This window comes from Comamonas sp. 23, assembly GCF_049601575.1.
Taxonomy (GTDB): domain Bacteria; phylum Pseudomonadota; class Gammaproteobacteria; order Burkholderiales; family Burkholderiaceae_C; genus Comamonas; species Comamonas squillarum.
Genome location: NZ_CP187127.1, coordinates 4,414,908 through 4,434,899, shown reverse-complemented (window position 1 = coordinate 4,434,899; position 19,992 = coordinate 4,414,908). Strand labels below are relative to the sequence as shown.

At 66.8% G+C, this 19,992-nt stretch carries 20 protein-coding genes and 1 riboswitch; of the genes, 11 read left to right on the top strand and 9 right to left on the bottom strand.

From position 1 onward, the window contains the following. Positions 1 to 24 precede the first annotated feature (24 nt). The gene (locus tag ACPEE1_RS20030) at positions 25 to 2,715 is read left to right on the top strand and encodes a DUF4118 domain-containing protein (RefSeq protein ID WP_423934624.1); all 2,691 of its coding nucleotides are present in this window, start codon (positions 25 to 27) and stop codon (positions 2,713 to 2,715) included. Here the strand turns inward: ACPEE1_RS20030 and cobF are convergent. Genes cobF through cbiE form a run of 4 tightly spaced genes read right to left on the bottom strand, consistent with a single transcriptional unit; the run spans position 2,672 to position 6,031 of the window. Beyond that, complete coding sequence (gene cobF / locus ACPEE1_RS20025; protein ID WP_423934621.1) at positions 2,672 to 3,520, bottom strand: precorrin-6A synthase (deacetylating); 849 nt, start codon at positions 3,518 to 3,520, stop codon at positions 2,672 to 2,674. The two genes, ACPEE1_RS20030 and cobF, sit on opposite strands and share 44 nt — an antisense overlap. Next, positions 3,517 to 4,365 (bottom strand): precorrin-4 C(11)-methyltransferase, encoded by an 849-nt coding sequence (cobM, locus tag ACPEE1_RS20020; protein ID WP_182344945.1) that lies wholly within the window; start codon positions 4,363 to 4,365, stop codon positions 3,517 to 3,519. Before cobM ends, cobF begins: the two co-directional genes overlap by 4 nt. Next, a complete protein-coding gene (locus ACPEE1_RS20015) occupies positions 4,362 to 4,841 on the bottom strand; it encodes a cobalamin biosynthesis protein (protein WP_116927856.1) in 480 nt (159 codons plus the stop codon). The genes cobM and ACPEE1_RS20015 overlap by 4 nt, the downstream gene beginning before the upstream one ends. Beyond that, positions 4,838 to 6,031 (bottom strand): precorrin-6y C5,15-methyltransferase (decarboxylating) subunit CbiE, encoded by a 1,194-nt coding sequence (cbiE, locus tag ACPEE1_RS20010; protein ID WP_423934618.1) that lies wholly within the window; start codon positions 6,029 to 6,031, stop codon positions 4,838 to 4,840. Before cbiE ends, ACPEE1_RS20015 begins: the two co-directional genes overlap by 4 nt. On the opposite strand from cbiE, the gene ACPEE1_RS20005 reads away from it, so the two are divergent. Then, the gene (locus ACPEE1_RS20005) at positions 6,030 to 6,788 is read left to right on the top strand and encodes a cobalt-precorrin-6A reductase (RefSeq protein ID WP_423934615.1); all 759 of its coding nucleotides are present in this window, start codon (positions 6,030 to 6,032) and stop codon (positions 6,786 to 6,788) included. The two genes, cbiE and ACPEE1_RS20005, sit on opposite strands and share 2 nt — an antisense overlap. On the opposite strand, the gene cobJ is transcribed toward ACPEE1_RS20005, so the two are convergent. The 4 genes from cobJ to cobG are packed head-to-tail and all read right to left on the bottom strand — an operon-like array spanning position 6,758 to position 10,200. Beyond that, on the bottom strand, positions 6,758 to 7,561 hold the full coding sequence (gene cobJ / locus ACPEE1_RS20000) for a precorrin-3B C(17)-methyltransferase (RefSeq protein WP_423934612.1): 804 nt from the start codon (positions 7,559 to 7,561) through the stop codon (positions 6,758 to 6,760). The two genes, ACPEE1_RS20005 and cobJ, sit on opposite strands and share 31 nt — an antisense overlap. Continuing rightward, positions 7,555 to 8,316 (bottom strand): precorrin-2 C(20)-methyltransferase, encoded by a 762-nt coding sequence (cobI, locus tag ACPEE1_RS19995; RefSeq protein ID WP_260718836.1) that lies wholly within the window; start codon positions 8,314 to 8,316, stop codon positions 7,555 to 7,557. Before cobI ends, cobJ begins: the two co-directional genes overlap by 7 nt. After that, positions 8,306 to 8,935, bottom strand: coding sequence for a precorrin-8X methylmutase (locus ACPEE1_RS19990; RefSeq protein ID WP_116927860.1), 630 nt, complete (start codon positions 8,933 to 8,935; stop codon positions 8,306 to 8,308). The genes cobI and ACPEE1_RS19990 overlap by 11 nt, the downstream gene beginning before the upstream one ends. Beyond that, on the bottom strand, positions 8,935 to 10,200 hold the full coding sequence (gene cobG / locus ACPEE1_RS19985) for a precorrin-3B synthase (RefSeq protein ID WP_423934608.1): 1,266 nt from the start codon (positions 10,198 to 10,200) through the stop codon (positions 8,935 to 8,937). Before cobG ends, ACPEE1_RS19990 begins: the two co-directional genes overlap by 1 nt. Positions 10,201 to 10,312: 112 nt before the next feature. Between cobG and ACPEE1_RS19980 the strand changes: the two genes are divergently transcribed. The 5 genes from ACPEE1_RS19980 to ACPEE1_RS19960 all read left to right on the top strand — a co-directional run bounded on the left by ACPEE1_RS19980 (position 10,313) and on the right by ACPEE1_RS19960 (position 15,770). Next, on the top strand, positions 10,313 to 11,017 hold the full coding sequence (locus tag ACPEE1_RS19980) for a response regulator (RefSeq protein ID WP_423934605.1): 705 nt from the start codon (positions 10,313 to 10,315) through the stop codon (positions 11,015 to 11,017). Between the two features lie 18 nt (positions 11,018 to 11,035). After that, a riboswitch (S-adenosyl-L-homocysteine riboswitch) is annotated at positions 11,036 to 11,134 on the top strand. A 73-nt stretch (positions 11,135 to 11,207) separates the two neighbouring features. Next, complete coding sequence (ahcY, locus tag ACPEE1_RS19975) at positions 11,208 to 12,638, top strand: adenosylhomocysteinase (protein WP_116927713.1); 1,431 nt, start codon at positions 11,208 to 11,210, stop codon at positions 12,636 to 12,638. A 134-nt stretch (positions 12,639 to 12,772) separates the two neighbouring features. Continuing rightward, positions 12,773 to 13,984 (top strand): TlyA family RNA methyltransferase, encoded by a 1,212-nt coding sequence (locus ACPEE1_RS19970; protein WP_260718838.1) that lies wholly within the window; start codon positions 12,773 to 12,775, stop codon positions 13,982 to 13,984. Positions 13,985 to 14,008: 24 nt separating this feature from the next. Continuing rightward, positions 14,009 to 14,836: a methylenetetrahydrofolate reductase [NAD(P)H] gene (gene metF / locus ACPEE1_RS19965; protein WP_021026904.1), complete on the top strand. Its 828-nt coding sequence runs from the start codon at positions 14,009 to 14,011 to the stop codon at positions 14,834 to 14,836. 70 nt (positions 14,837 to 14,906) lie between these two features. Further along, the gene (locus ACPEE1_RS19960) at positions 14,907 to 15,770 is read left to right on the top strand and encodes a septal ring lytic transglycosylase RlpA family protein (protein ID WP_260718839.1); all 864 of its coding nucleotides are present in this window, start codon (positions 14,907 to 14,909) and stop codon (positions 15,768 to 15,770) included. Between the two features lie 105 nt (positions 15,771 to 15,875). Here ACPEE1_RS19960 and ACPEE1_RS19955 read toward each other — a convergent pair whose 3' ends face one another. Next, positions 15,876 to 16,763: a 23S rRNA (adenine(2030)-N(6))-methyltransferase RlmJ gene (locus tag ACPEE1_RS19955; RefSeq protein WP_021026902.1), complete on the bottom strand. Its 888-nt coding sequence runs from the start codon at positions 16,761 to 16,763 to the stop codon at positions 15,876 to 15,878. A gap of 332 nt (positions 16,764 to 17,095) precedes the next feature. On the opposite strand from ACPEE1_RS19955, the gene rplM reads away from it, so the two are divergent. The 4 genes from rplM (at position 17,096) to mdtD (ending at position 19,989) form a co-directional block, all read left to right on the top strand. Continuing rightward, positions 17,096 to 17,524, top strand: a complete 429-nt coding sequence (gene rplM, locus ACPEE1_RS19950) for a 50S ribosomal protein L13 (protein WP_021026901.1) — start codon at positions 17,096 to 17,098, stop codon at positions 17,522 to 17,524. Positions 17,525 to 17,535: 11 nt separating this feature from the next. Next, complete coding sequence (rpsI, locus tag ACPEE1_RS19945) at positions 17,536 to 17,928, top strand: 30S ribosomal protein S9 (RefSeq protein ID WP_021026900.1); 393 nt, start codon at positions 17,536 to 17,538, stop codon at positions 17,926 to 17,928. 172 nt (positions 17,929 to 18,100) lie between these two features. Then, complete coding sequence (gene erpA, locus ACPEE1_RS19940; RefSeq protein ID WP_021026899.1) at positions 18,101 to 18,466, top strand: iron-sulfur cluster insertion protein ErpA; 366 nt, start codon at positions 18,101 to 18,103, stop codon at positions 18,464 to 18,466. 98 nt (positions 18,467 to 18,564) lie between these two features. Further along, positions 18,565 to 19,989: a multidrug transporter subunit MdtD gene (mdtD, locus tag ACPEE1_RS19935; RefSeq protein WP_312989413.1), complete on the top strand. Its 1,425-nt coding sequence runs from the start codon at positions 18,565 to 18,567 to the stop codon at positions 19,987 to 19,989. Positions 19,990 to 19,992: the final 3 nt, after the last annotated feature.

Sequence of the window (19,992 nt, the reverse complement as noted above, 5' to 3'; positions counted from 1 at the left end):
GGCTTGGCCCACAATAGCGCCACCATGCCCAACCCCAGCAACACCCCCAGCGTACCTGCAGCCAGGCCCGACCCGGACGCGCTGGTCGCCCAGCTCAAGGCCGACCAGCAGCAAGCGGCCCGGGGCAAGCTGCGCATCTACTTTGGCTCCAATGCCGGGGTGGGCAAGACCTATGCGATGCTGGCAGCGGCGCAGCGCGAGCGCCAGGCCGGCCGCCAGGTGCTGGTGGGCCTGGTGGAGACCCATGGCCGGGCCGAGACCGTGCAGCAGCTCCATGGCCTGGAGCTGCTGCCGCGCCGCCTGTTGCCCCACCAGGGCCGCCAGCGCGAGGCCTTTGACCTGGATGCCGCGCTGGCGCGCCACCCGCAGGTGCTGCTGCTCGACGAGCTGGCCCACAGCAATGCGCCCGGCTCGCGCCACCCCAAGCGCTGGCAGGATGTGCAGGAGCTGCTCGATGCCGGCATCGATGTTTGGACCACGCTCAATGTGCAGCACCTGGAGAGCCTCAACGATGTGGTGGGCGGCATTGTCGGCATCCAGGTGCATGAGACCGTGCCCGACCACATCTTTGACGATGCCAGCGAGGTCATCGTCGTTGACCTGCCGCCCGAGGAACTGCTCAAGCGCCTCAAGGCCGGCAAGATCTACCCGCTGGAGCAGGCCGAGCGGGCCTCGCACCATTTCTTCCGCCTGGGCAATTTGCTGGCCCTGCGCGAGCTGGCGCTGCGCCGTACGGCCGACCGGGTCGATGAGGACATGCGCGACTACCGGCGCGAGCGCTCCATCGGTGATGTCTGGCCCACGCGCGAGCGCCTGCTGGTTGCAGTAGGCGGTCAGGCGGGGGACGACGCGCTCGTGCGCCAGGTAGCGCGCCTGGCCCGGCGGCTGGAGGCCGACTGGATGGTGGTCTATGTGGATGCGCCGGCGCGCCAGCACCGCTCGGCGCAGTCGCAGCAGGCCGTGCTCAAAACCTTGGCGCTGGCCGCACGCCTGGGGGCCGATACCGCAACGATACCCGGCGCCCAGGTCGCCGCGGCGCTGGTCGATTTTGCGCGCGAGCGCAATGCCAGCCACCTGGTGCTCGCCCGCGTGCCGCCAACGGCGATGCGCTGGTGGCCCTGGGCGCCGTCGGGCCTGCCCGAGCAGATTGCGCGGCTGGACCCGGGCCTGGACGTGCTGCTGCTGTCCGTGCCCCGGCCGCGCAACCGGCCAGAACCCGCGCCGGCGCGCGAGGCGCCCTGGCCCTGGCGCGGCTACCTGGGCGCGAGCCTGGCCTGCGGCGCGGCGGCGCTGCTGGCGCAAGCTTTGCTGCAGGTGTTTGACCCGGCCAATGTAGTGATGCTGTTTTTGCTGGTGGTCGTGCTGTCGGCCTTGCGCTGGGGCCGGGGGCCGGGCGCCTGGGCGGCGCTCTTGTCGGTGCTGCTGTTTGATTTTTGCTTTGTGCCGCCGCGCAACTCCTTTGGCGTCAATGACACGCAGTACATCTTCACCTTTTGCCTGATGCTGGGCGTGGCCCTGGTCTGTGGCCAGCTGATGGCCAGGCTGCGCCATGAGGCGCGGGTGGCGGCCGAGCGCGAGCGGCGCGCGGGCGCGCTGGCGCGCCTGGCCCGTGATCTGTCGGGGGCGCTCACGCAGGCGCAGGTGGTGCAGACGGCGCTGACGACGGTCTCGGGCGTGTTCGATGCGCGCACCGGCCTGCTGCTGCCCGATGCGCAAGAGCAGCTGCATGTGGCGCCCGGTAGCGAGGCGGCGATTGACGCCAGCGTGGGCCGCTGGAGCATGGAGCACAGCCAGATGGCCGGCCGGGGCACGGACACCCTGGCCGCGTCGGACGCGCTGTATGTGCCGCTGATGGCGCCGGTGCGGGCGCGCGGCGTGCTGGTGCTGCAGCTGCGCACACCCGAGCGCTTGCGCGTGCCCGAGGAGCGGCGCCTGCTGGATGCCTGCGCCAGCCAGATTGCGCTGGCGCTAGAGCGCGTGCATTTTGTCGAGGTGGCCCAGCAGACCCAGGTGGCGATGGAGGGCGAGCGCATGCGCAACACCTTGCTGTCGTCGGTATCGCATGATTTGCGCACGCCGCTCACCAGCATCCTGGGTGCCGCCCAGGCCGGCCTGCCGCATGCGCCGCCGGGCCCGGCGCAAGACATGCTGCTGCAGATTCGCAACCAGGCCCAGGCCTTGCAGCAGCTGGTGGACAACCTGCTGGCCATGGCCCGGCTGCAGCAGGACGGTGTGCACCTGCAGCGCGCCTGGATCCCTGTCGATGAGCTGGTGGGCAGTGCCTTGCGCCAGCTCGGCGGCCGCCTGGCCGATCACCCGGTGCAGCTGCAGCTGCCGGCCGACTTACCGCTGCTGTGGATCGATGCGGCGATGATGGAGCGGGTGCTCGTCAACCTGCTGGACAACGCCAGCAAATACACCCCCGTGGGCACCGCCGTGCGGGTGACGGCGCAGGTCGAGCGCGACCAGCTGCTCTTGCGCGTGCAGGACAGCGGGCCGGGACTGCCCGCGCACCTGGCGCCCGAGCAGCTGTTTGCGCCCTTCAGCCGGGGCCATACGGAATCCAGCATCTCCGGCATTGGCCTGGGCCTGGCGCTGGCCCAGCGCATTGTGCAGGCCCATGGCGGCCATCTGGATGCCGCTGCGGCCGAGCCTGGGCCGGGGGCCGTGTTCAGCGTGGTGCTGCCGGTGTTGCCTCAGCCGGCGCTCGATTGATGGGTATGCGGCGCAGCAAGTAGATATCCATGATCCAGCCATGCTGGGCGCGTGCTGCGGCGCGGGCGGCCACAATGCGCTCGGCCGCCTCGGCCAGCGGGCCATGCGCCAGGCACTGCTGGGCCATGCCCAGGTAGGCGCCCCACCAAATGTAGACATCGCTGGCCTGCGCCGCCGGCAGGCTGCGAAAGCTGCACTGGCCGTCCAGCATCACCACCAGCGTGTCCACGCCGGCCGGCCAGCCTTGCTCGCGCAGCTGGCGGCCGGTGGTGACGGTAAAGGGCTGGCCAATGTCATTAACGGCGATCGCGTGCGCGGCGGTGAGCGCCTGCATCGAGGTGATGCCTGCGATGACCGTGACTTGCAGCGGTGCCGGCTGCATGCGCGCGGCAATGCGCAAGGTGCTGTCGTAGAGCGATGGATCGCCCCAGACCAGCAGGGCCACCTGCAGCACGCCGTTACCCGCACGCGGCTTCAAGCCGCTCTCCAGCGCCTGCGCAATCGCGGCCTGCCAGCGCAGGGTGATGGCCGCATGCCATTCGTCGACCTGGTTCAGGTAGTCATCGCCCTGGCTGCGGCGCTCGGGCATGTCAAAGCCAGCGGTCTGCGGCGCGGGCTGCTGCAGCACGGCATCGCAGAGCGACTGGCGCAGGGCCGCCAGCTCGGCCTTGTCCTCGCCCTTGTGGGGCAGCAGCAGCAGGTCGGCAGCATTCATCGCGGCGATGGCCTGGCGCGTCAGGTGGTCGGGGTTGCCGGTGCCAATGCCGATCAGGCTTAGCGCGACCGGCGGCAAGCTGCTGCTCATGCTTGGCCTTCAGCGCTGATTGGGTTTGAGGTGAGCGGCCGGTCGGTGGCGGTATCCACCGCAGCGGCGGGCGCCGGAAAGCGCGGCTCCGTGCCCTGGGGCCGGTAGCGGCGGTCGTAGTCGGTGGCGTAGAGGCGGCTTTCGCCAAAGTCCTCGGCGCTGATGCTGCGGCCCACCAGGATGATGGCGGTGCGCTCCATGCTGGTGGCCACCGCCTGGGCCAGTTGGCCCACGGTGGTACGCACAACGGTTTCATCGGGCCAGCTGGCGCGCCAGACGATGGCAGCCGGGCAGTCGGCGCCATAGTGCGGCAGCAGCTCGCTTTGCACTTTCTCGGCCACATGGATGGACAAATGGATCGCCAGCACCGCGCCCGTGGCGGCAAAGGCGGCCAACTGCTCGCCCTCGGGCATCGCAGTGGCGCGGCCGGAGGTACGCGTCAGCACCACCGACTGGCACAGGCCTGGCAAGGTCAATTCGGCGCCCAGGGTGGCGGCAGCCGCCGCAAACGAGGGCACGCCCGGCGTCACGCTGTAGGCAATGCCCAGCGCGCGCAGGCGGCGCAGCTGCTCGCCCATGGCCGACCAGACCGACAGGTCGCCCGAATGCAGGCGTGCCACATCCTGGCCCTGCGCATCGGCGGCGCGGATCTCTTCGACGATCTCGTCCAGGCTCATCGATGCGGTGTTGACGATGCGCGCGCCCGGCGGGCAATGGGCCAGCAGCTCGCGTGGGATCAGCGAGCCCGCATACAGGCACACGGGGCAACTGGCCATCCGATCGCGGCCGCGCACGGTGATCAGGTCGGCAGCGCCGGGGCCGGCGCCGATGAAATGCACGGTCATGCCGTAACTCCTTGGGTTTGTGGATCAGCCGGGGGCAGGCCCGCTGCCAGACAACAATAGGGGGGGCTGCCACGCTCGCGCAGCGCGGCTGCCAGGGTGGCACTGCCATCGCCGGCGACCAGGCGGGCCAGCAGCAAGCGGGGCGCGGGTGCGGCCGCAGACAGGGCCACGGCCTCGGCCACGCTGCCGGTGCCGTAACGCGCCAAGAGGCGCGGCGACTGCGTGACCACCGGCTGCGCGGGCAGGGCCTCTTGCGCCACCGCCACCATCGCCACCGCAAAAGGCAGCTGCGCGGCCCACTGCTGCAGCGCGGGCCGCTGCTCCTTGCCTTGCAGCACCGCCACTGCGCAAAATTCGGCCAGCGCAGGCTGCTGCTGCTGGGCCTGCAGCCACAGCGCCTGCAGGTCGGCGGCCTGGGCCTGCGCACGCAAACCCAGCCCCAGCACCACACAGCGGTGGGGCGCTGCTTGCGTCATGCCTGCCAGCTCCACTGCACCAGCGGGCGCGCCGCCTTCCAGCTGCGCATGCGGCCCAGTGCTGCCGCGCTGGACAGCTCCAGCTGCAGCAGCTGGCCGCCCAGCTCGCCATGCAGCTGCACCAACAGCGCCTGGGTTTCCAGGGTCACGGCATTCACCACCAGGCGGCAGCCTGGCGGCATGTGGGCGCGCAATGCCGCAAACAGCGCCGCATCAAAACCGCCGCCGACAAAAACCGCTTGCGGCGCCGGCAGGTCTTGCAAAGCTTCTGGCGCCAGGCCGTGCACCACCTGCATGCGGGCCTGCAAGCCAAAGCGCTCGGCATTGCTGCGGATATTGGCCCCGCGCGTGGCATGCTGCTCAATGCTGGTTGCCAGGCCACCGGCCAGGCACCATTCGACGGCGACCGAGCCGGAGCCGCCGCCAATGTCCCAGAGCCGCTCGCCGCGCCGGGGGGCCAGCGTGGCCAGGGTCAGCGCACGCGCAGGCGCCTTGGTGATCTGGCCGTCGTGGGCATACCAGTCGTCGGGCCTGCCGGGCACCGCTGGCAGCGCAGCGCCGCCTTGGGCGATCAAGGCCACGGTCACCGGCGCCTGCGCCGGGTCGGCCTGCAGCGCAGCGGCGGCCGCATCGGCGCGCAGCATGCGGCAGCGCTCGCGCGGGCCGCCCACCGCTTCCATCACCCACAAGGGGCTTTGGCCCCAGCCTTCGTGGCTGAGCCAATCGGCCAACTGCACGACGGCCGCGCCATCGCGCAGCAAGGTGATCAGCTGGCGGCCAGGGGCCAGGCGGGGCAGCAGCTGCGCAATCGGGCTGGCATGCAGACCCAGGCAGTCGCAGGCTTCCAGCCGCCAGCCCAGGCGGGCGGCAACCAGTGAAAATGTCGAGGTTTGGGCATGGCAGCGCCATTCCTCAGGGCGCAAATGCGCCGCCAGGCTGCCACCCACGCCATACCAAAAGGGGTCGCCAGATGCCAGCACTGCGACCCGTTTGCCCCGTTCGGCCAGCACCGGGGCCACATCAAAAGGCTGGGGCCAGGGGCGGCCGCGCGCATCGATGGCGGCTAGCTGCAGATGGCGGGGGCCACCAAATACCAGCTCGGCCTGGTCCAATGCGTCTTTGGCCGCAGCGCTCAGGCCTGACAATCCATCCTCGTTCAACCCTATCAATGTCAACCACGGATCAGCCATGACGCATGTTCTCCTGCTGGGCGGCACCAGCGGCGCCAGCGAGTTGGCCCAGGCCCTGCACCAGGCGGGTGTGCGCGCCTGCTTCTCGTATGCCGGCGTCACCCAGCAACCCCTGGCCCAGCCCCTGCCCACGCGCAGCGGCGGCTTTGGCGGGGCAGAAGGCCTGGCCGCCTTTATCCGCGCCCAGGGCATCAGCCATGTGCTGGATGCCACCCATCCCTTTGCCGCGCAGATGAGCCGCCATGCCTGCGCGGCCTGCGCCGCCACCGGCACGCCCTTGCTGGCGCTGGAGCGCGCGCCCTGGCAGGCGCAGCCCGGCGACCGCTGGACGGAAGTGGCCAGCATGGCCGATGCCGCCAGCGCGCTGCCCCAGGCGCCCAGCCGGGTGTTTCTGGCCGTGGGGCGCAAACAGCTCGATGCCTTTGCCCCCAACCCGCAGCACCACTACCTGCTGCGCCTGGTTGATGCACCTGTGCTCGGCAGCTTGCCGCTGCCCCGGCACACCGTGGTGCTGGGCCGCGGCCCTTTTGGCATGCAGGACGACCTGGCCTTGCTGCAGCAGCAGCGCATCGCCTGGCTGGTGGCCAAGAATGCCGGTGGCGCCGCCACGCGCGGCAAGATCGATGCCGCCCGTGCGCTGGGCTTGCCGGTCGTAATGGTGCAGCGCCCGGTGCTGCCCTTGCGGCCGCGCACGGAAAGCGTTGCGGATGTGCTGCATTGGCTGCGTCATGGCGCGTTGCCATCCACTGCGCCGTAGTAGCGCGGCGTGTAGGTATAGCGCCCCACGCGGCGGGTGAGGCGGTTGCCCACCAGCACGACGGTGCGCATGTCGGCCATCTCGGGATGGGCATCGGCGAGGCTGCAGACCTGCAGCGATTCCTCGGGCGTGGAGACGGCGCGGGCAAAAATCAGCAGACGCTCGGGCTCGCAATGCTGGCGCAGCAAGGCCAACAGGCGGTTGAAGCCTTCGGGCCGGCTGTGCGAGCGCGGGTTGTAGAAGGCCATCGCAAAATCGGCTTCGGCCGCCAGTTCCACCCGGCGGGCAATCACCGGCCAGGGCTTGAGGTTGTCCGACAGATTGATGCAGCAAAAATCATGGCCCAGCGGCGCGCCTGCGCGGGCGGCAGCGGCGAGCATCGCGGTAACGCCAGGCAAGACCTGCACGTCCAGTGCCAGCCAGTCCTGCGCTTGTGGTCCCTCAGCGCTTTCGATGGCTTCAAACACCGCCGATGCCATTGCGAACACGCCCGGGTCACCAGACGACACTACCACGACCTGCCGGCCTTGGGCGGCCAACTCCAGCGCCTGCCGGGCGCGGTCGAGCTCCACCCGGTTGTCCGAGGCGAGCCATTGCGGCTCGCGGCTGCCAGCGGCTGCGCTCTGCGCCACCAAGGCCTGCGCCCGCGCCACATAGGGGAAGTAGCCCACGACATCGTCGGCGGCCAGCAAGGCCTGCAGTACCGCAGGCGTGATCTGGTCCAGGTCGCCCGGGCCCAGGCCGGCAATGGTCAGTTGGCCGCTGCTTACCATGCGGCCTCCGGGCGGCGGCCCTGGCCGTGCACCAGCACGATCGCGAAATAGGGGCAGACTTCGTCGCCCACGTCACTGAGGCGGGCGACCAGCTGCTGGTCGGTGGTGCCGTTTTGCACCAGCCAGGCGGCATCGGCGCGGCCCGCGCGGGCGAGCGCGCGGCGGATGCGCGGCAGGTTGCGGCCCACCTTCATCACCACCAGCGCGTCGGCCGTGTCCATGCGTCGCACCAGCTCGTCTTCGGACAAGGTGCCGGTCATCACGCTCAGCACATCGTCGCCCCAGGTGATGGGCTCACCGGTGGCATGCCAGCAGCCCACCATGCCGGGGATGCCGGGCACCACCTGCAGGTCCACATCGCCGCGCGCACGCAGCCGGGTGTAGAGGTGCATGAAGGAGCCGTAGAGAAAGGGATCGCCCTCGCAGAGCACGATGACCTGTTCCTGCCGGGCCAGTTCGGCCAGGCGCAGGCACCAGTCGTCGTAAAACTGCGCCAGCTGCTGCACATAGGCGGGGCTGTCCACCGGGATTTCGGTGGTCACCGGGTACTCCATCGGGTACTCGGCGGCCTGGCCGCTGAGCATGCCTTCGACCAGCTGGCGCGCCTTGCCGGGCCGGCCTTTTTTGCGGAAAAAGGCCACATGGCGGGCGCCGCGCACCAGGCGGTCGGCCTTGATGCTCATCAGTTCGGGATCGCCCGGGCCCAGGCCCACGCAGATGATGCCCGTTGTGGCGACGCTGGTCTTATTCAACATGGCTGGCCATGGCATTGACGGCGGCCACGGTCATCGCCGAGCCGCCCAGGCGCCCGCGCACGATCATCGCCGGCACCGGCAGGTCCTGCATCAGCGCCTCTTTGGACTCGGCCGCGCCGATAAAGCCGACCGGGAAGCCGATGATGGCCGCAGGGCGGGGGCAGCTCGGGTCCTGCAGCATGTTGAGCAAGTGAAAGAGGGCGGTCGGCGCATTGCCGATGGCCACCACGGCACCGGCCAGGTGCGGGCGCCACAGCTCCAGCGCCGCAGCGCTGCGGGTATTGTTCATTTGCTGCGCCAGCTCGGCCACAGCGGGCTCGTGCAAGGTGCAGATCACCGGGTTGCCGGCGGGCAGGCGCGAGCGGGTAATGCCTTCGCTGACCATGCGCACATCGCAGAGCACGGGCGCGCCGGCCTCCAGCGCGCGCTGGCCTGCCGCGACTGCGCCGGCGGAAAACTGCACATGCGCGGCCAGCTCGACCATGCCGGCGGCATGGATCATGCGCACCGCCACGCGCTCCTCACCGGGGGTGAAGCGCTGCAGATCGGCCTCGCGGCGGATCGTGGCGAAGGACTGCCGGTAGATCTCGGCGCCATTGGTTTCGTAGGTATGAACCATTACATTTCTTCAAACAACAGCCCGGGATTGTCGCGCAGACTGCGCGCGCTCCAGCGGGAATCGGGGACGGCCTGGGCCGTGGCATGGCGGCCGCGCCCATAGACGGGCCCATCGCCGCCCGCTTGGGCCACCAAGGTGACAGTGGCGGGCAGCTGGCGTGCGCAGCCTTTGCTGCAGCCCGAGACATGCAGGTGCGCGCCCTCGGGCACATGGGGGGCCAGGGCGAGCGCTAGATCCTGCGTGGGCGCCAGGGCTTGGCGGCAACCGGGCGCGCCGCTGCAGGCCGAGACGCGCAGCCGCGCATCTTGCGCGTCGCAGATCCAGTGGTCGCGGTCGGTCAAGCCCGCCCCTGGCATGCCCTGGGGCGCAAGGCCTTCGACCAGCAGCATGCGCCAGGGTGTGAGCCGCAGGCCCGTGATGCCGCTGCGCGCCAGGCGCGCCAGCGCACTGGCAGCAACCCGGCCCAGCGGCGCGGCCACCAACGGGCCAAGACCGCACTGCCAGCCCGGTTTTGGCTGGCTCGGTGCGGGCAGGTATGGGGGCGCTTCATGCAGGCCAGCGGGCAGCGCCAGCGGTGGCAGCGCGCCTGTATGGGCTTGGGCCTGGCGCAGCAGCTGGGGCAGGCGGCCGGGGTGTTCGCCGGCTGCACGCCGCGCGCGCGCCTGCGCCACACACCAGCGGGCCAGTGCCAGGGCGGCTTGCACGCTGAGGATGGCGTTGTCTGCCCGCCAGGCGATGGGGTAGCCGGGCACCTGCAGCAGCCAGCCTTGGGCGCCATCGCGAACCAATTGCACATCCGCCGCGACCTCGGCGAGGCCGCCATGGCGGCCGCTGGCCAGCGAGACGCCAAATTTGGCAGGCAGGCCTTCCAGCGCGGTATCGGCCAGCAGCGCCTGCTGCAAGGCCTCGGCCAGTGCGAGTACGCCGTCACCGGGCTGGCACAGCGGGTCGATGACCAGGTTGCGCAGCTGCTCCTGGCGGGCATCGCCATCGAGCAGGCCGTGGGTGGCCAGGGCCGCCAGCAGCGCGCCATGCCCCGCAGGGGCGACGCCGCGCAGCTGGATATTGGCGCGGCTGGTCAGCTCCAGCAGGCCGGCGCCATGCTCGCTGGCCAGCTCGGCCAAGCGCAGCGCCTGCCCGGCCGACAGCCTGCCCAGCGGTGGGCGCACCCGCACCACCAGCCCATCGCCAGAGGCCATGGGCTGCCAGGCGCCAGGGCACCAGCCTTGGGTCTGTGGAAGGGGGGAGGGTGGGGTGGCAAACATGGAGCAGGCGGCAGCGCAGTCGCAATGCCGGGGTGCTGAAGTGTAGCGAAGTGCCCGCTTGCTGCCGGCCAGCAGGCACAAACCACCCCGGTTTTTTGTCACAATCGGGCGCATGACGCTTGCTGCCCCCCGCATCCTCTTGGTGGACGATGATCCGCATATCCGCCGCTTTGTGCGTCTGGCCATGGAGGACGAAGGCTGGCAGGTCTTTGAGGCCGACAGCGCAAGGCGTGGCCTGATTGAGGCGGCCAGCCGCCAGCCCGATGCGCTGGTGCTGGACCTGGGCCTGCCCGATGCCGATGGCAAGACGCTGATCACCGAGCTGCGCGGCTGGAGCGGCCTGCCGGTGCTGGTGCTCTCGGCCCGCGACCAGGAGGACGAGAAAGTGGCGGCGCTCGATGCGGGCGCTGACGACTACCTGAGCAAACCCTTTGGCGTGCCCGAGCTGCTGGCGCGCCTGCGCGTGATGCTGCGCCGCAGCCAGCGCAGTGGCGGCGAGCAGCCTGGCAGTACGGTGCACTTTGGCGATGTGGAGGTGGACCTGGCAACGCACGAGGTGCGCCAGGCCGGGACGGCGGTGCATTTGACGCCGATCGAGTTCCGGCTGCTCGCGGCGCTGATCGCCGGCCAGGGCCGGGTGCTGACGCATCGCCAGCTGTTGCTGCAGGTCTGGGGGCCGGAGTACCTGGACCGGCCGCACTACCTGCGCGTGCACATGGCCAACCTGCGCCAGAAGATCGAGGCCGAGCCGGCCCAGCCCCGGCACCTGCTTACCGAGCTGCAAGTGGGCTACCGCCTGGTGGGGTTACAGGGCTGATGCCCTTATAATCGCGTTCCATCCGAGGAGCGTTGCAGCGTTTCCCAGTCTGGTCAGGCGCCAGACCACCATGGGGCGTGAGGCTCGGATTTCATCTCGCAACGACGCTCACCCACGCTTTCTGTGCGGTGAGATGGTTCTTCCCTTCTTCCGCGGAACGTGGTTTTTCATTCAATTTTTGGAGAAAACCATGAACGCTGCTGTTCGCTTCAATCCCGCTGACTCCGCGATTACCGATATTTCCCTGGCCGCTTGGGGCCGCAAGGAAATCAAGATCGCCGAAACCGAAATGCCTGGCCTGATGGCCGTGCGTGAAGAGTTCGCCGCTGCCCAGCCCTTGAAGGGCGCGCGCATCACCGGCTCGCTGCACATGACCATCCAGACCGCCGTGCTGATCGAGACGCTGACGGCGCTGGGCGCCCAAGTGCGCTGGGCCTCGTGCAACATCTTCTCGACCCAGGACCACGCAGCAGCGGCCATCGCCGAGACCGGCGTGCCCGTGTACGCGATCAAGGGCGAGTCGCTCAAGGACTACTGGGACTACACCCACGCGATCTTTGAATTCGGCGCCAAGGGCACCGAAGGCGAAGGCCCGAACATGATCCTGGACGACGGCGGCGATGCCACCATGCTGATGCACCTGGGCAAGAAGGCCGAGAAGGACATCTCCGTGCTGGCCAACCCCGGCAGCGAAGAAGAGAAGATCGTGTTTGCCGCGATCAAGGCCAAGCTGGCCGTCGATCCGACCTGGTACAGCCGCAAGTCGGCCCAGATCCTGGGCGTGACCGAAGAGACCACCACTGGCGTGCACCGCCTGAACGAAATGTCGGCCAACGGCTCGCTGCTGTTCCGCGCGATCAACGTCAACGACTCGGTGACCAAGTCCAAGTTCGACAACCTCTACGGCTGCCGCGAATCGCTGGTGGACGGCATCAAGCGCGCCACCGATGTGATGATCGCCGGCAAAGTGGCTGTGGTTGCTGGCTACGGTGACGTGGGCAAGGGCTGCGCCCAGGCGCTGACTGCGCTGCGCGCGCAAGTCTGGGTGACCGAGATCGACCCGATCAATGCCCTGCAAGCGGCGATGGAAGGCTACAAGGTCGTGACCATGGAGTACGCCGCTGACAAGTGCGATATCTTCGTGACCACCACTGGCAACAAGGACATCATCCGCCACGAGCACATGGTCGCGATGAAGGACGAGGCCATCGTCTGCAACATCGGCCACTTCGACAACGAAATCGATGTCGCATCGATCGAAAAGTACGAGTGGGAAGAGATCAAGCCGCAAGTCGACCACATCACCTTCCCCGATGGCAAGAAGATCATCCTGCTGGCCAAGGGCCGCCTGGTGAACCTGGGTTGCGCCACCGGCCACCCCAGCTTTGTGATGTCCAACTCCTTTGCCAACCAGACGCTGGCGCAGATCGAGCTGTTCACCCGCCCCGACGCCTACGAAGTGGGCAAGGTCTATGTGTTGCCCAAAGTGCTGGACGAGAAGGTCGCACGCCTGCACCTGAAGAAGGTCGGCGCCCAGCTGACCGAGCTGACCCAGGCGCAAGCGGACTACATCGGCGTGAAGAAGGAAGGCCCTTACAAGCCTGAAACCTACCGTTATTAAATTGAGCGGTAATCCCAGCGCCTGGTGACACCGTTGTGTGCCGCTAGGCGCTGCAGCCCTGTTGGGCATTTGTTGTGAAGACGGGCTGCTCCGCTTGGGCGGGCCAGCCGGTCGTTTTGATTGAAGGAACGCGCATGCGCGCAGATGTGTTTTTGGTGGAAACGGGCCTGGCGTCGACCCGCTCGCAGGCGCAGCGCCTGATTGCTGCGGGTGTGCAATGGCGCACCACCTCGCTGGCCCCCTGGATCAAGGTGGCCAAGAACGGGGACGAGATTCCAGGAGGCGCCCAGGTGGAGCTGCTCGATGACTCGGAAGCCAAGTACATCTCGCGCGGCGGCTTGAAGCTCGAAGGCGCGCTGGTGGCGACCGGCCTGGTGGTCCGGGACCTGCGCTGCCTGGACGTGGGCCAGAGCACCGGTGGCTTTACCGACTGCCTGCTGCAGGCCGGTGCCCAGCAGGTGATCGGTGTCGATGTCGGCACGGGCCAGCTGCACGAGCGCCTGCGCGCCGATGCGCGCGTGGTCTGTGTCGAGGGCTTCAATGCCCGCGCGCTGACGCCCGAGTCCTTGCAGGCGGCCTGCGATCTGGCTTTGACCGAGATCGTCTTGGAAGAAGAGGACAACGACACCCAGCCGGTGGCCCCTTATGCCTGGATGCGCAATGGCGGCCAGATCGATGAGGAATACGACGACAGCCAGGACGCCAAAGAGCAGGAGATCGAGGACTTCAAGGCAGAGCGCAATGCCAAGCAGCGCGCCAAGGCAGAAGGCACGGCTCCGGTCGAGCGCCGCCGCCGCGCCGGCACCGAGAACGTCGATATCCGCCCCGAGTTTGACTTTGTCACCGGCGATCTGTCCTTTATCTCGCTGACCCTCGTGCTGCCAGCGGTGGTGAGCGTGCTCAAGCCCGGCGGCCAGCTGCTGATGCTGGTCAAGCCCCAGTTCGAGCTGCAGCCCGGCCAGATAGGCAAGGGCGGCATTGTGCGCGACAAGGCCTTGTACGCCGAGGTGGAACAGCGCATCCGCGCCTGCCTCGCCGAGCTGGGCCTGGAGGTCAAGCAATGGCTGGATTCGGTCATCGATGGCGGTGACGGCAACCATGAGTTCTTTGTGCATGCCCAGCAAGGCGCCGTGGTGAAGCTGCCTGCGCCTGCGGCAGCCGATGCCAGCGATGAGGCCCCTGCCGCGCCTGCCGCGCCAGCGAAGAAGGCCGCAGCCAAGCGCCCATCGCGGGCCGATATGCGTGCCAAGCGCGATCTGCAGGAGCTGTATGTGGACCCAGAAGCGGCCAGCTTTGGCCAGCCCGGCCCGGCACGCAGCAAGCAGAAAAAACGCAACGAGCGCTGAGTATTGACGACCTGGAAGACGGCCATGACCTTTCCCATCAGTTTTGAATTTTTCCCGCCCAAGACGCCCGAAGGCGCTGACAAGCTGCGCGTGGTGCGCCAGGCGCTGTATGCGCGCAAGCCCCAGTTCTGCTCGGTGACCTATGGGGCCGGCGGCTCCACGCAAGAGGGCACCTTTGGCGTGGTCAAGGCCATCCTTGATGAGGGCGTGGATGCGGCATCGCACTTCTCCTGCGTGGGCGCGACCAAGCAGACGGTACGTGCGCAGCTGCAGCAGCTCAAGGACATGGGCGTCAAGCGCCTGGTGGCCTTGCGCGGCGACTTGCCCAGTGGCTATGGCCTGGGTGGCGAGTTTCACTACGCCAGCGATCTGGTGACGTTTATCCGCGACGAATTCGGCCAGGATTTCCACATCGAAGTGGCCGCCTACCCGGAGATGCACCCGCAGGCGCGCAACCCTGAAGCGGACCTGCAGGCCTTTCTGGCCAAGGTGAAAGCCGGTGCCGATTCGGCCATCACGCAGTACTTCTTCAACGCCGATGCCTTTTGCAGATTTCAAGAAGATTTACAAAAACGCGGGGTAGACCTGCCGGTCATCCCGGGTATTATGCCGATCACCGGATCGACGCAGCTGATGCGCTTTTCGGATGCCTGCGGTGCCGAGATCCCGCGCTGGATTCGTCTGCGACTGCAAGGCTATGGAGATGATGTTGCCAGCATCCGCGCCTTTGGCCTGGATGTGGTGACCCAGATGTGCGAGGACCTGCGCCGCCGTGGTGCCGTCGGCCTGCACTTCTACACCATGAACCAAAGCGCAGCCACACTGGCGATCTGCGACCGGCTGGGGCTGTAGCCAACAGCGCTGTGGTCTTGCAGCGCGGTGGCCCCGAATGTGCCGAACGCGGAAAGACCAGGAGTTGCTGTTGCCCTCATCCACACGATCGCGATGCCGAGGCTGGCTGGCCGCTGTCAGCCTGGCCGCGCTCGCCGGTGGCTGCGTGCATGTGCCCAGCGACAGCGACGGCGCTGCGCCCGATGGCACGGCGCCCGATGGCGTGACGCAGAGCACAGCGCAAGGCCCTGTGCATCCCGAAGCCGCATTCACAGCCCCCGAGCGCTCGGCCGCCGAGTCGGCCATCACCTCCACCGCGCCTGAAGAGCTGGCCGCGCTGTCCGGTGAGCGCCGTGGCCTGGGCCTGGTGCTGCCGCCGTCGGCGCCGCTCAGCAGCATCGATGGGCTCTCGCGCCCTTGGGATGTGCCCGATATTCCTCCCGCCCTCAAGCAAGACCCTTACCGCTCGGCCGACCAGCAAGGCATGGCCTCCTGGTATGGCGGCCAGTTCCATGGCCGCAAGACGGCCAATGGCGAGCGCTTTGACAAGGAAGGCCTGACGGCAGCCCACAAGACCCTGCCTTTTGGCACCCAGGTCTGCGTGCGCAGCATGGTCACCGGCAAGGCCGTGGTGGTGCGCATCAATGACCGGGGCCCTTATGCCGGCGACCGCATCATCGACCTGAGCCAGGGCGCGGCCCAGGAGCTGGGCATGCTGGGCCTGGGCATCAAGCCGGTGGAGCTGTGGACCCTGGATGACGATGACGACGACTGCCCCTCATTTGTGCTGGCCGGGCGGCGCGGCAGCGGGGCACTGGCCGGTGATGCCGCGCCCCGCAGTCACCAGGCGGCCAAGGCCGCGGCGCACCCTGGCCGCGTGCGGGCCGTGGTACCCGCCGCCAAGGCCCGGGCCAAGCCTGCCAAGGCCGCACCCGCAGCACGGCGCAAAAAGTAAAACCGCAGCACACAAAAGCAAAAACGCAGGCCCATCTTTGTCGATGGCCTGCGTTTTTCTGTCCGGGGTTGACCCGGGCGGCGTTGTCTTTCCCGCCTGCGCTGCTTACTTGCCGCCGCTCTCCAGCACATAGCCGGCATTGCTGTCCTGCTGCAGCAGCTCGGCCATCTGGGGCAGGGCCACCTTGAGCTGGTCCTTCAGGGTGAACGGCGGGTTGATCAGGAACATGCCGCTGGCGGGCAGACCGGGGCGCTTTTCTTCGCCCTGGCGCATGGCGGTGGTGATCTTGCTGTTCTTGACCGTCAGCTCGGCATTGAGCCAGCTCTTGCCAAACTTGTTGGCCAGGGTCTTGAGGCGGCGCGGCAGGTCATGGGCTTCCTGGCGCGGAATGATCGGGTACCAGACCGCATAGGTGCCGGTGGGAAAGCGCTGCATGCTGTCGGCCACCATGTCGAGCACACGGCCGTAGTCGGTCTTCATCTCGTAGCTGGGGTCGCACAACAAAAAGGCGCGGCGCGATGGCGGGGGCAGAAATTTCTTCACGCCCTCAAAGCCGTCTTCCAGCAGCACCTGGACCTGGCGGCCGGCCTTCAGCTGCGCGATATTGCCACTCAGCGAGCGGCAGTCGGTGGGGTGCAGCTCAAACAGCTTGAGCTTGTCGCGGTCGCCCAGCAGGCGCTGCGCGATAAAGGGCGAGCCCGGGTAGACCTTGTAGGTGTTGCTGGTGTTGAAGGCTTTGACCATGTCCACATAGTCCTGCAGCATGGGGCACAGGTCCTTGGCACCTTCGAGGCGGCGAATGCCCTCGTCGGCCTCGGCGCTGGTGGTGGCGTAGTCGCCGTCCAGGCGGTACAGACCCGCCCCGGCATGGGTGTCCAGTGCAACCAATGCCGCCTCTTTTTGCGTCATGTATTGCAGGGAGGCAATCAGGATGGTGTGCTTGAGCACATCGGCGTGATTGCCGGCATGGAAGGCGTGGCGGTAACTGAACATAGGGCGCCAATGGTAGCGACAAGCGCTGTGCTACGGCGCCAAAGGGGCATGCAGCAGCTGCTACAAGCCCCAAAAACACCGAAAATATGCCTGAACCGAGTCCATTGGTGGGAAGTAAGGAGGCACTTTACGTCTTGCCGAAAAACTTTTATAATGGAGAGCTTCGCAGCGATTTTTATGAATCCCGCGGCGAGGACTTTGTGTGCAGTGCTTACGCGCCGCATGTGAGGGAGTACCGCCTAAGAGGCTTCCTGCGTGACGAGAGTTGCGTCTAGAAGAAGCACCGACCGCGGAAAAGGATTCGCCAAACCCTCTATTGAAAGAGAAAACTCATGTCTACATTCAGCGCAAAACCCGCTGAGGTGCAACACGAGTGGTTTGTGATTGACGCCACCGATAAGGTGCTCGGACGTGTCGCCAGCGAAGTGGCACTCCGTCTGCGCGGCAAACACAAAGCCATTTACACACCTCACGTTGACACCGGTGACTACATCGTCATCATCAACGCCTCCAAGATCAAGGTCACTGGTACCAAGAACACTGACAAGGTGTACTACCGTCATTCGGGCTTCCCAGGCGGCATCACTGCCACCAACTTCCGCGACATGCAAGTGAAGTTCCCTGGCCGTGCTCTCGAAAAGGCTGTCAAGGGCATGCTGCCCAAGGGTCCTCTGGGCTACGCCATGATCAAGAAGCTGAAGGTCTACGGTGGTGATGAGCATCCTCACACCGCCCAACAGCCTAAAGTGCTGGAAATCTAAGGAGTCCCGAGATGATTGGTGATTGGAACAATGGCACCGGCCGTCGCAAATCCAGCGTCGCCCGTGTGTTTCTGAAGAAGGGCTCCGGCAAGATTGTTGTGAATGGCAAGGACATTCAACAATACTTCGGCCGCGAAACCTCGATCATGATTGCAAAGCAGCCTCTGGTGCTGACCGGCAATGTCGAAACCTTCGACATCCAGGTCAACGTGCACGGCGGCGGTGAATCCGGCCAAGCCGGTGCCACCCGCCACGGCATCACCCGCGCTCTGATCGATTACGATGCAGCACTGAAGTCGCAACTGAGCCAAGCTGGCTTCGTGACCCGTGACGCACGTGAAGTCGAGCGTAAGAAGGTCGGTCTGCACTCTGCACGCCGCGCAAAGCAGTTCTCCAAGCGTTAATTGCTGGCTACTTGCCAAGAACCGCCCCTCGGGGCGGTTTTTTTATGGCTGCTCGCTACGGCTTGGCTATTCCCACACTGCAATTGGCGTCACCCCGCTCGCAGGCTGCGAGAAACATGCGATTGGAGTACCATCCTTTGCAGTACATCAAATAAGACAGGAGTCGTCTCCCATGAGCGAAGTTGCTGAAAACACCATGACGGAAATGCCCACCCCGATTGTCTTTACCGACAGTGCAGCGGCGAAGGTGGCCGATCTGATTGCCGAAGAAGGCAATCCGGATCTGAAGCTGCGCGTGTTCGTGCAAGGCGGCGGCTGCTCGGGCTTCCAGTATGGCTTTACCTTTGACGAGATTGCCAACGACGACGACACGACCATGACCAAGAATGGCGTGTCGCTGCTGATCGATGCGATGAGCTACCAGTACCTGCTGGGCGCCGAGATCGATTACAAGGAAGACCTGCAGGGCGCGCAGTTCGTGATCAAGAACCCGAACGCCACGACCACCTGCGGTTGCGGATCGAGCTTCTCGGTATAAGCCGCGCAGTCTGTGATGGAAGGCATTGCTCCTGTGCTTGCCTTCTGGCCCACCACCTTGCCACAAGCCGCTGTTGACCAGCGGCTTTTGTTTTGTCCATGTCCGCTGAACTGACCCCCCGCCCCGTTGCGCCCCACAAGGAGCGCCTGCTCTGGCTGGTGGCGATTGCCTTTTTTCTGCAGTCGCTCGACGCCACGATCCTGAACATCGCGCTGCCGGCCATGGCCCATTCGCTGGGCCAAAGCCCGCTGAAGATGCAGTCGGTGATCGTCGCCTACTCGCTGACCACGGCGATGCTGATTCCTGCATCGGGCTGGATCGCCGACCGCTTTGGTACGCGCCGCGTCTTCATGTGGGCGATTGCGCTGTTTGTGCTGGGCTCGGTGCTGTGCGCGCTCTCGCCCAGCCTGGGCTTTTTGATTGCCGCGCGCGTGGTGCAAGGCGTGGGTGGGGCGATGATGCTGCCCGTGGGGCGCCTGGCGGTGCTGCGCAGCCACCCCAAGGGCGATTTCATCCGCGCGATGAGCTTTATCGCCATTCCCGGCCAGATCGGCCCCTTGCTGGGCCCGACCCTGGGTGGCTGGCTGGTGGAGGTGGCGACCTGGAACTGGATCTTCTGGATCAATGTGCCCGTGGGCCTCTTTGGCGTCTGGGCCGCGCGCCGCTGGATGCCCGAGACCACCTGGTCGGTGCCGCGCAAGTTCGATGGCCTGGGCTATGCGCTGCTGTCGTTTGGCATGGTGGCCATTTCGGTGGCCCTGGATGGCATGTCCGGCATGGGCCTGGGCATGGCGATGGTGGTGGTGCTGATGGTCTTTGGCCTGGCCAGCCTGGCGAGCTACTGGATGCATGCGCTGCGCGTGCCCGAGCCGCTGTTTCCGCCGATGCTGTTCCGCGTGCGCTCGCTGCGCGTGGGCCTGCTGGGCAATCTGTTTGCCCGCTTTGGCACGGGGGCTGCGCCATTTCTGATTCCGCTGCTGCTGCAGGTGGGCCTGGGCATGGCACCGATGAACGCCGGCATGATGATGCTGGCCACCGTCATGGGCAGCATGCTGGTCAAGCGCTTTGCGGTGCAGACGGTGCAGCACTTTGGCTACCGCCGCGTGCTGCAGGTCAACTCGGTGATGGTCGCCATCATGCTGGCGAGCTTTGCATTGACCAGCGCCCAGCAGCCGCCCTGGTTGCTGCTGCTGCAGCTGTTTGTATTTGGCGGCTTCAACTCCATGCAGTTCTCGGCGATGAACTCGGTCACCCTGAAAGACCTGGACGGCGAATTTGCCAGCAGTGGCAACAGCCTCTTGTCGATGGTGCAGATGCTGGCCATGGGCATTGGTGTGGCGCTGGCTGGCGCGCTGCTGTCGGGCTATGCCGATCGCTGGATCACCGACCCGGACAAGTCGCTGCGCGCCATCCACGCCACCTTTTTGACCGTGGCTTTGATGACCTTGGCCGCTACCTTGGTGTTCAGCCAGCTCGACAAGGATGAGCCGGTCAAGCCGGCGCCCGATGGCGGGGATGCCTAACCG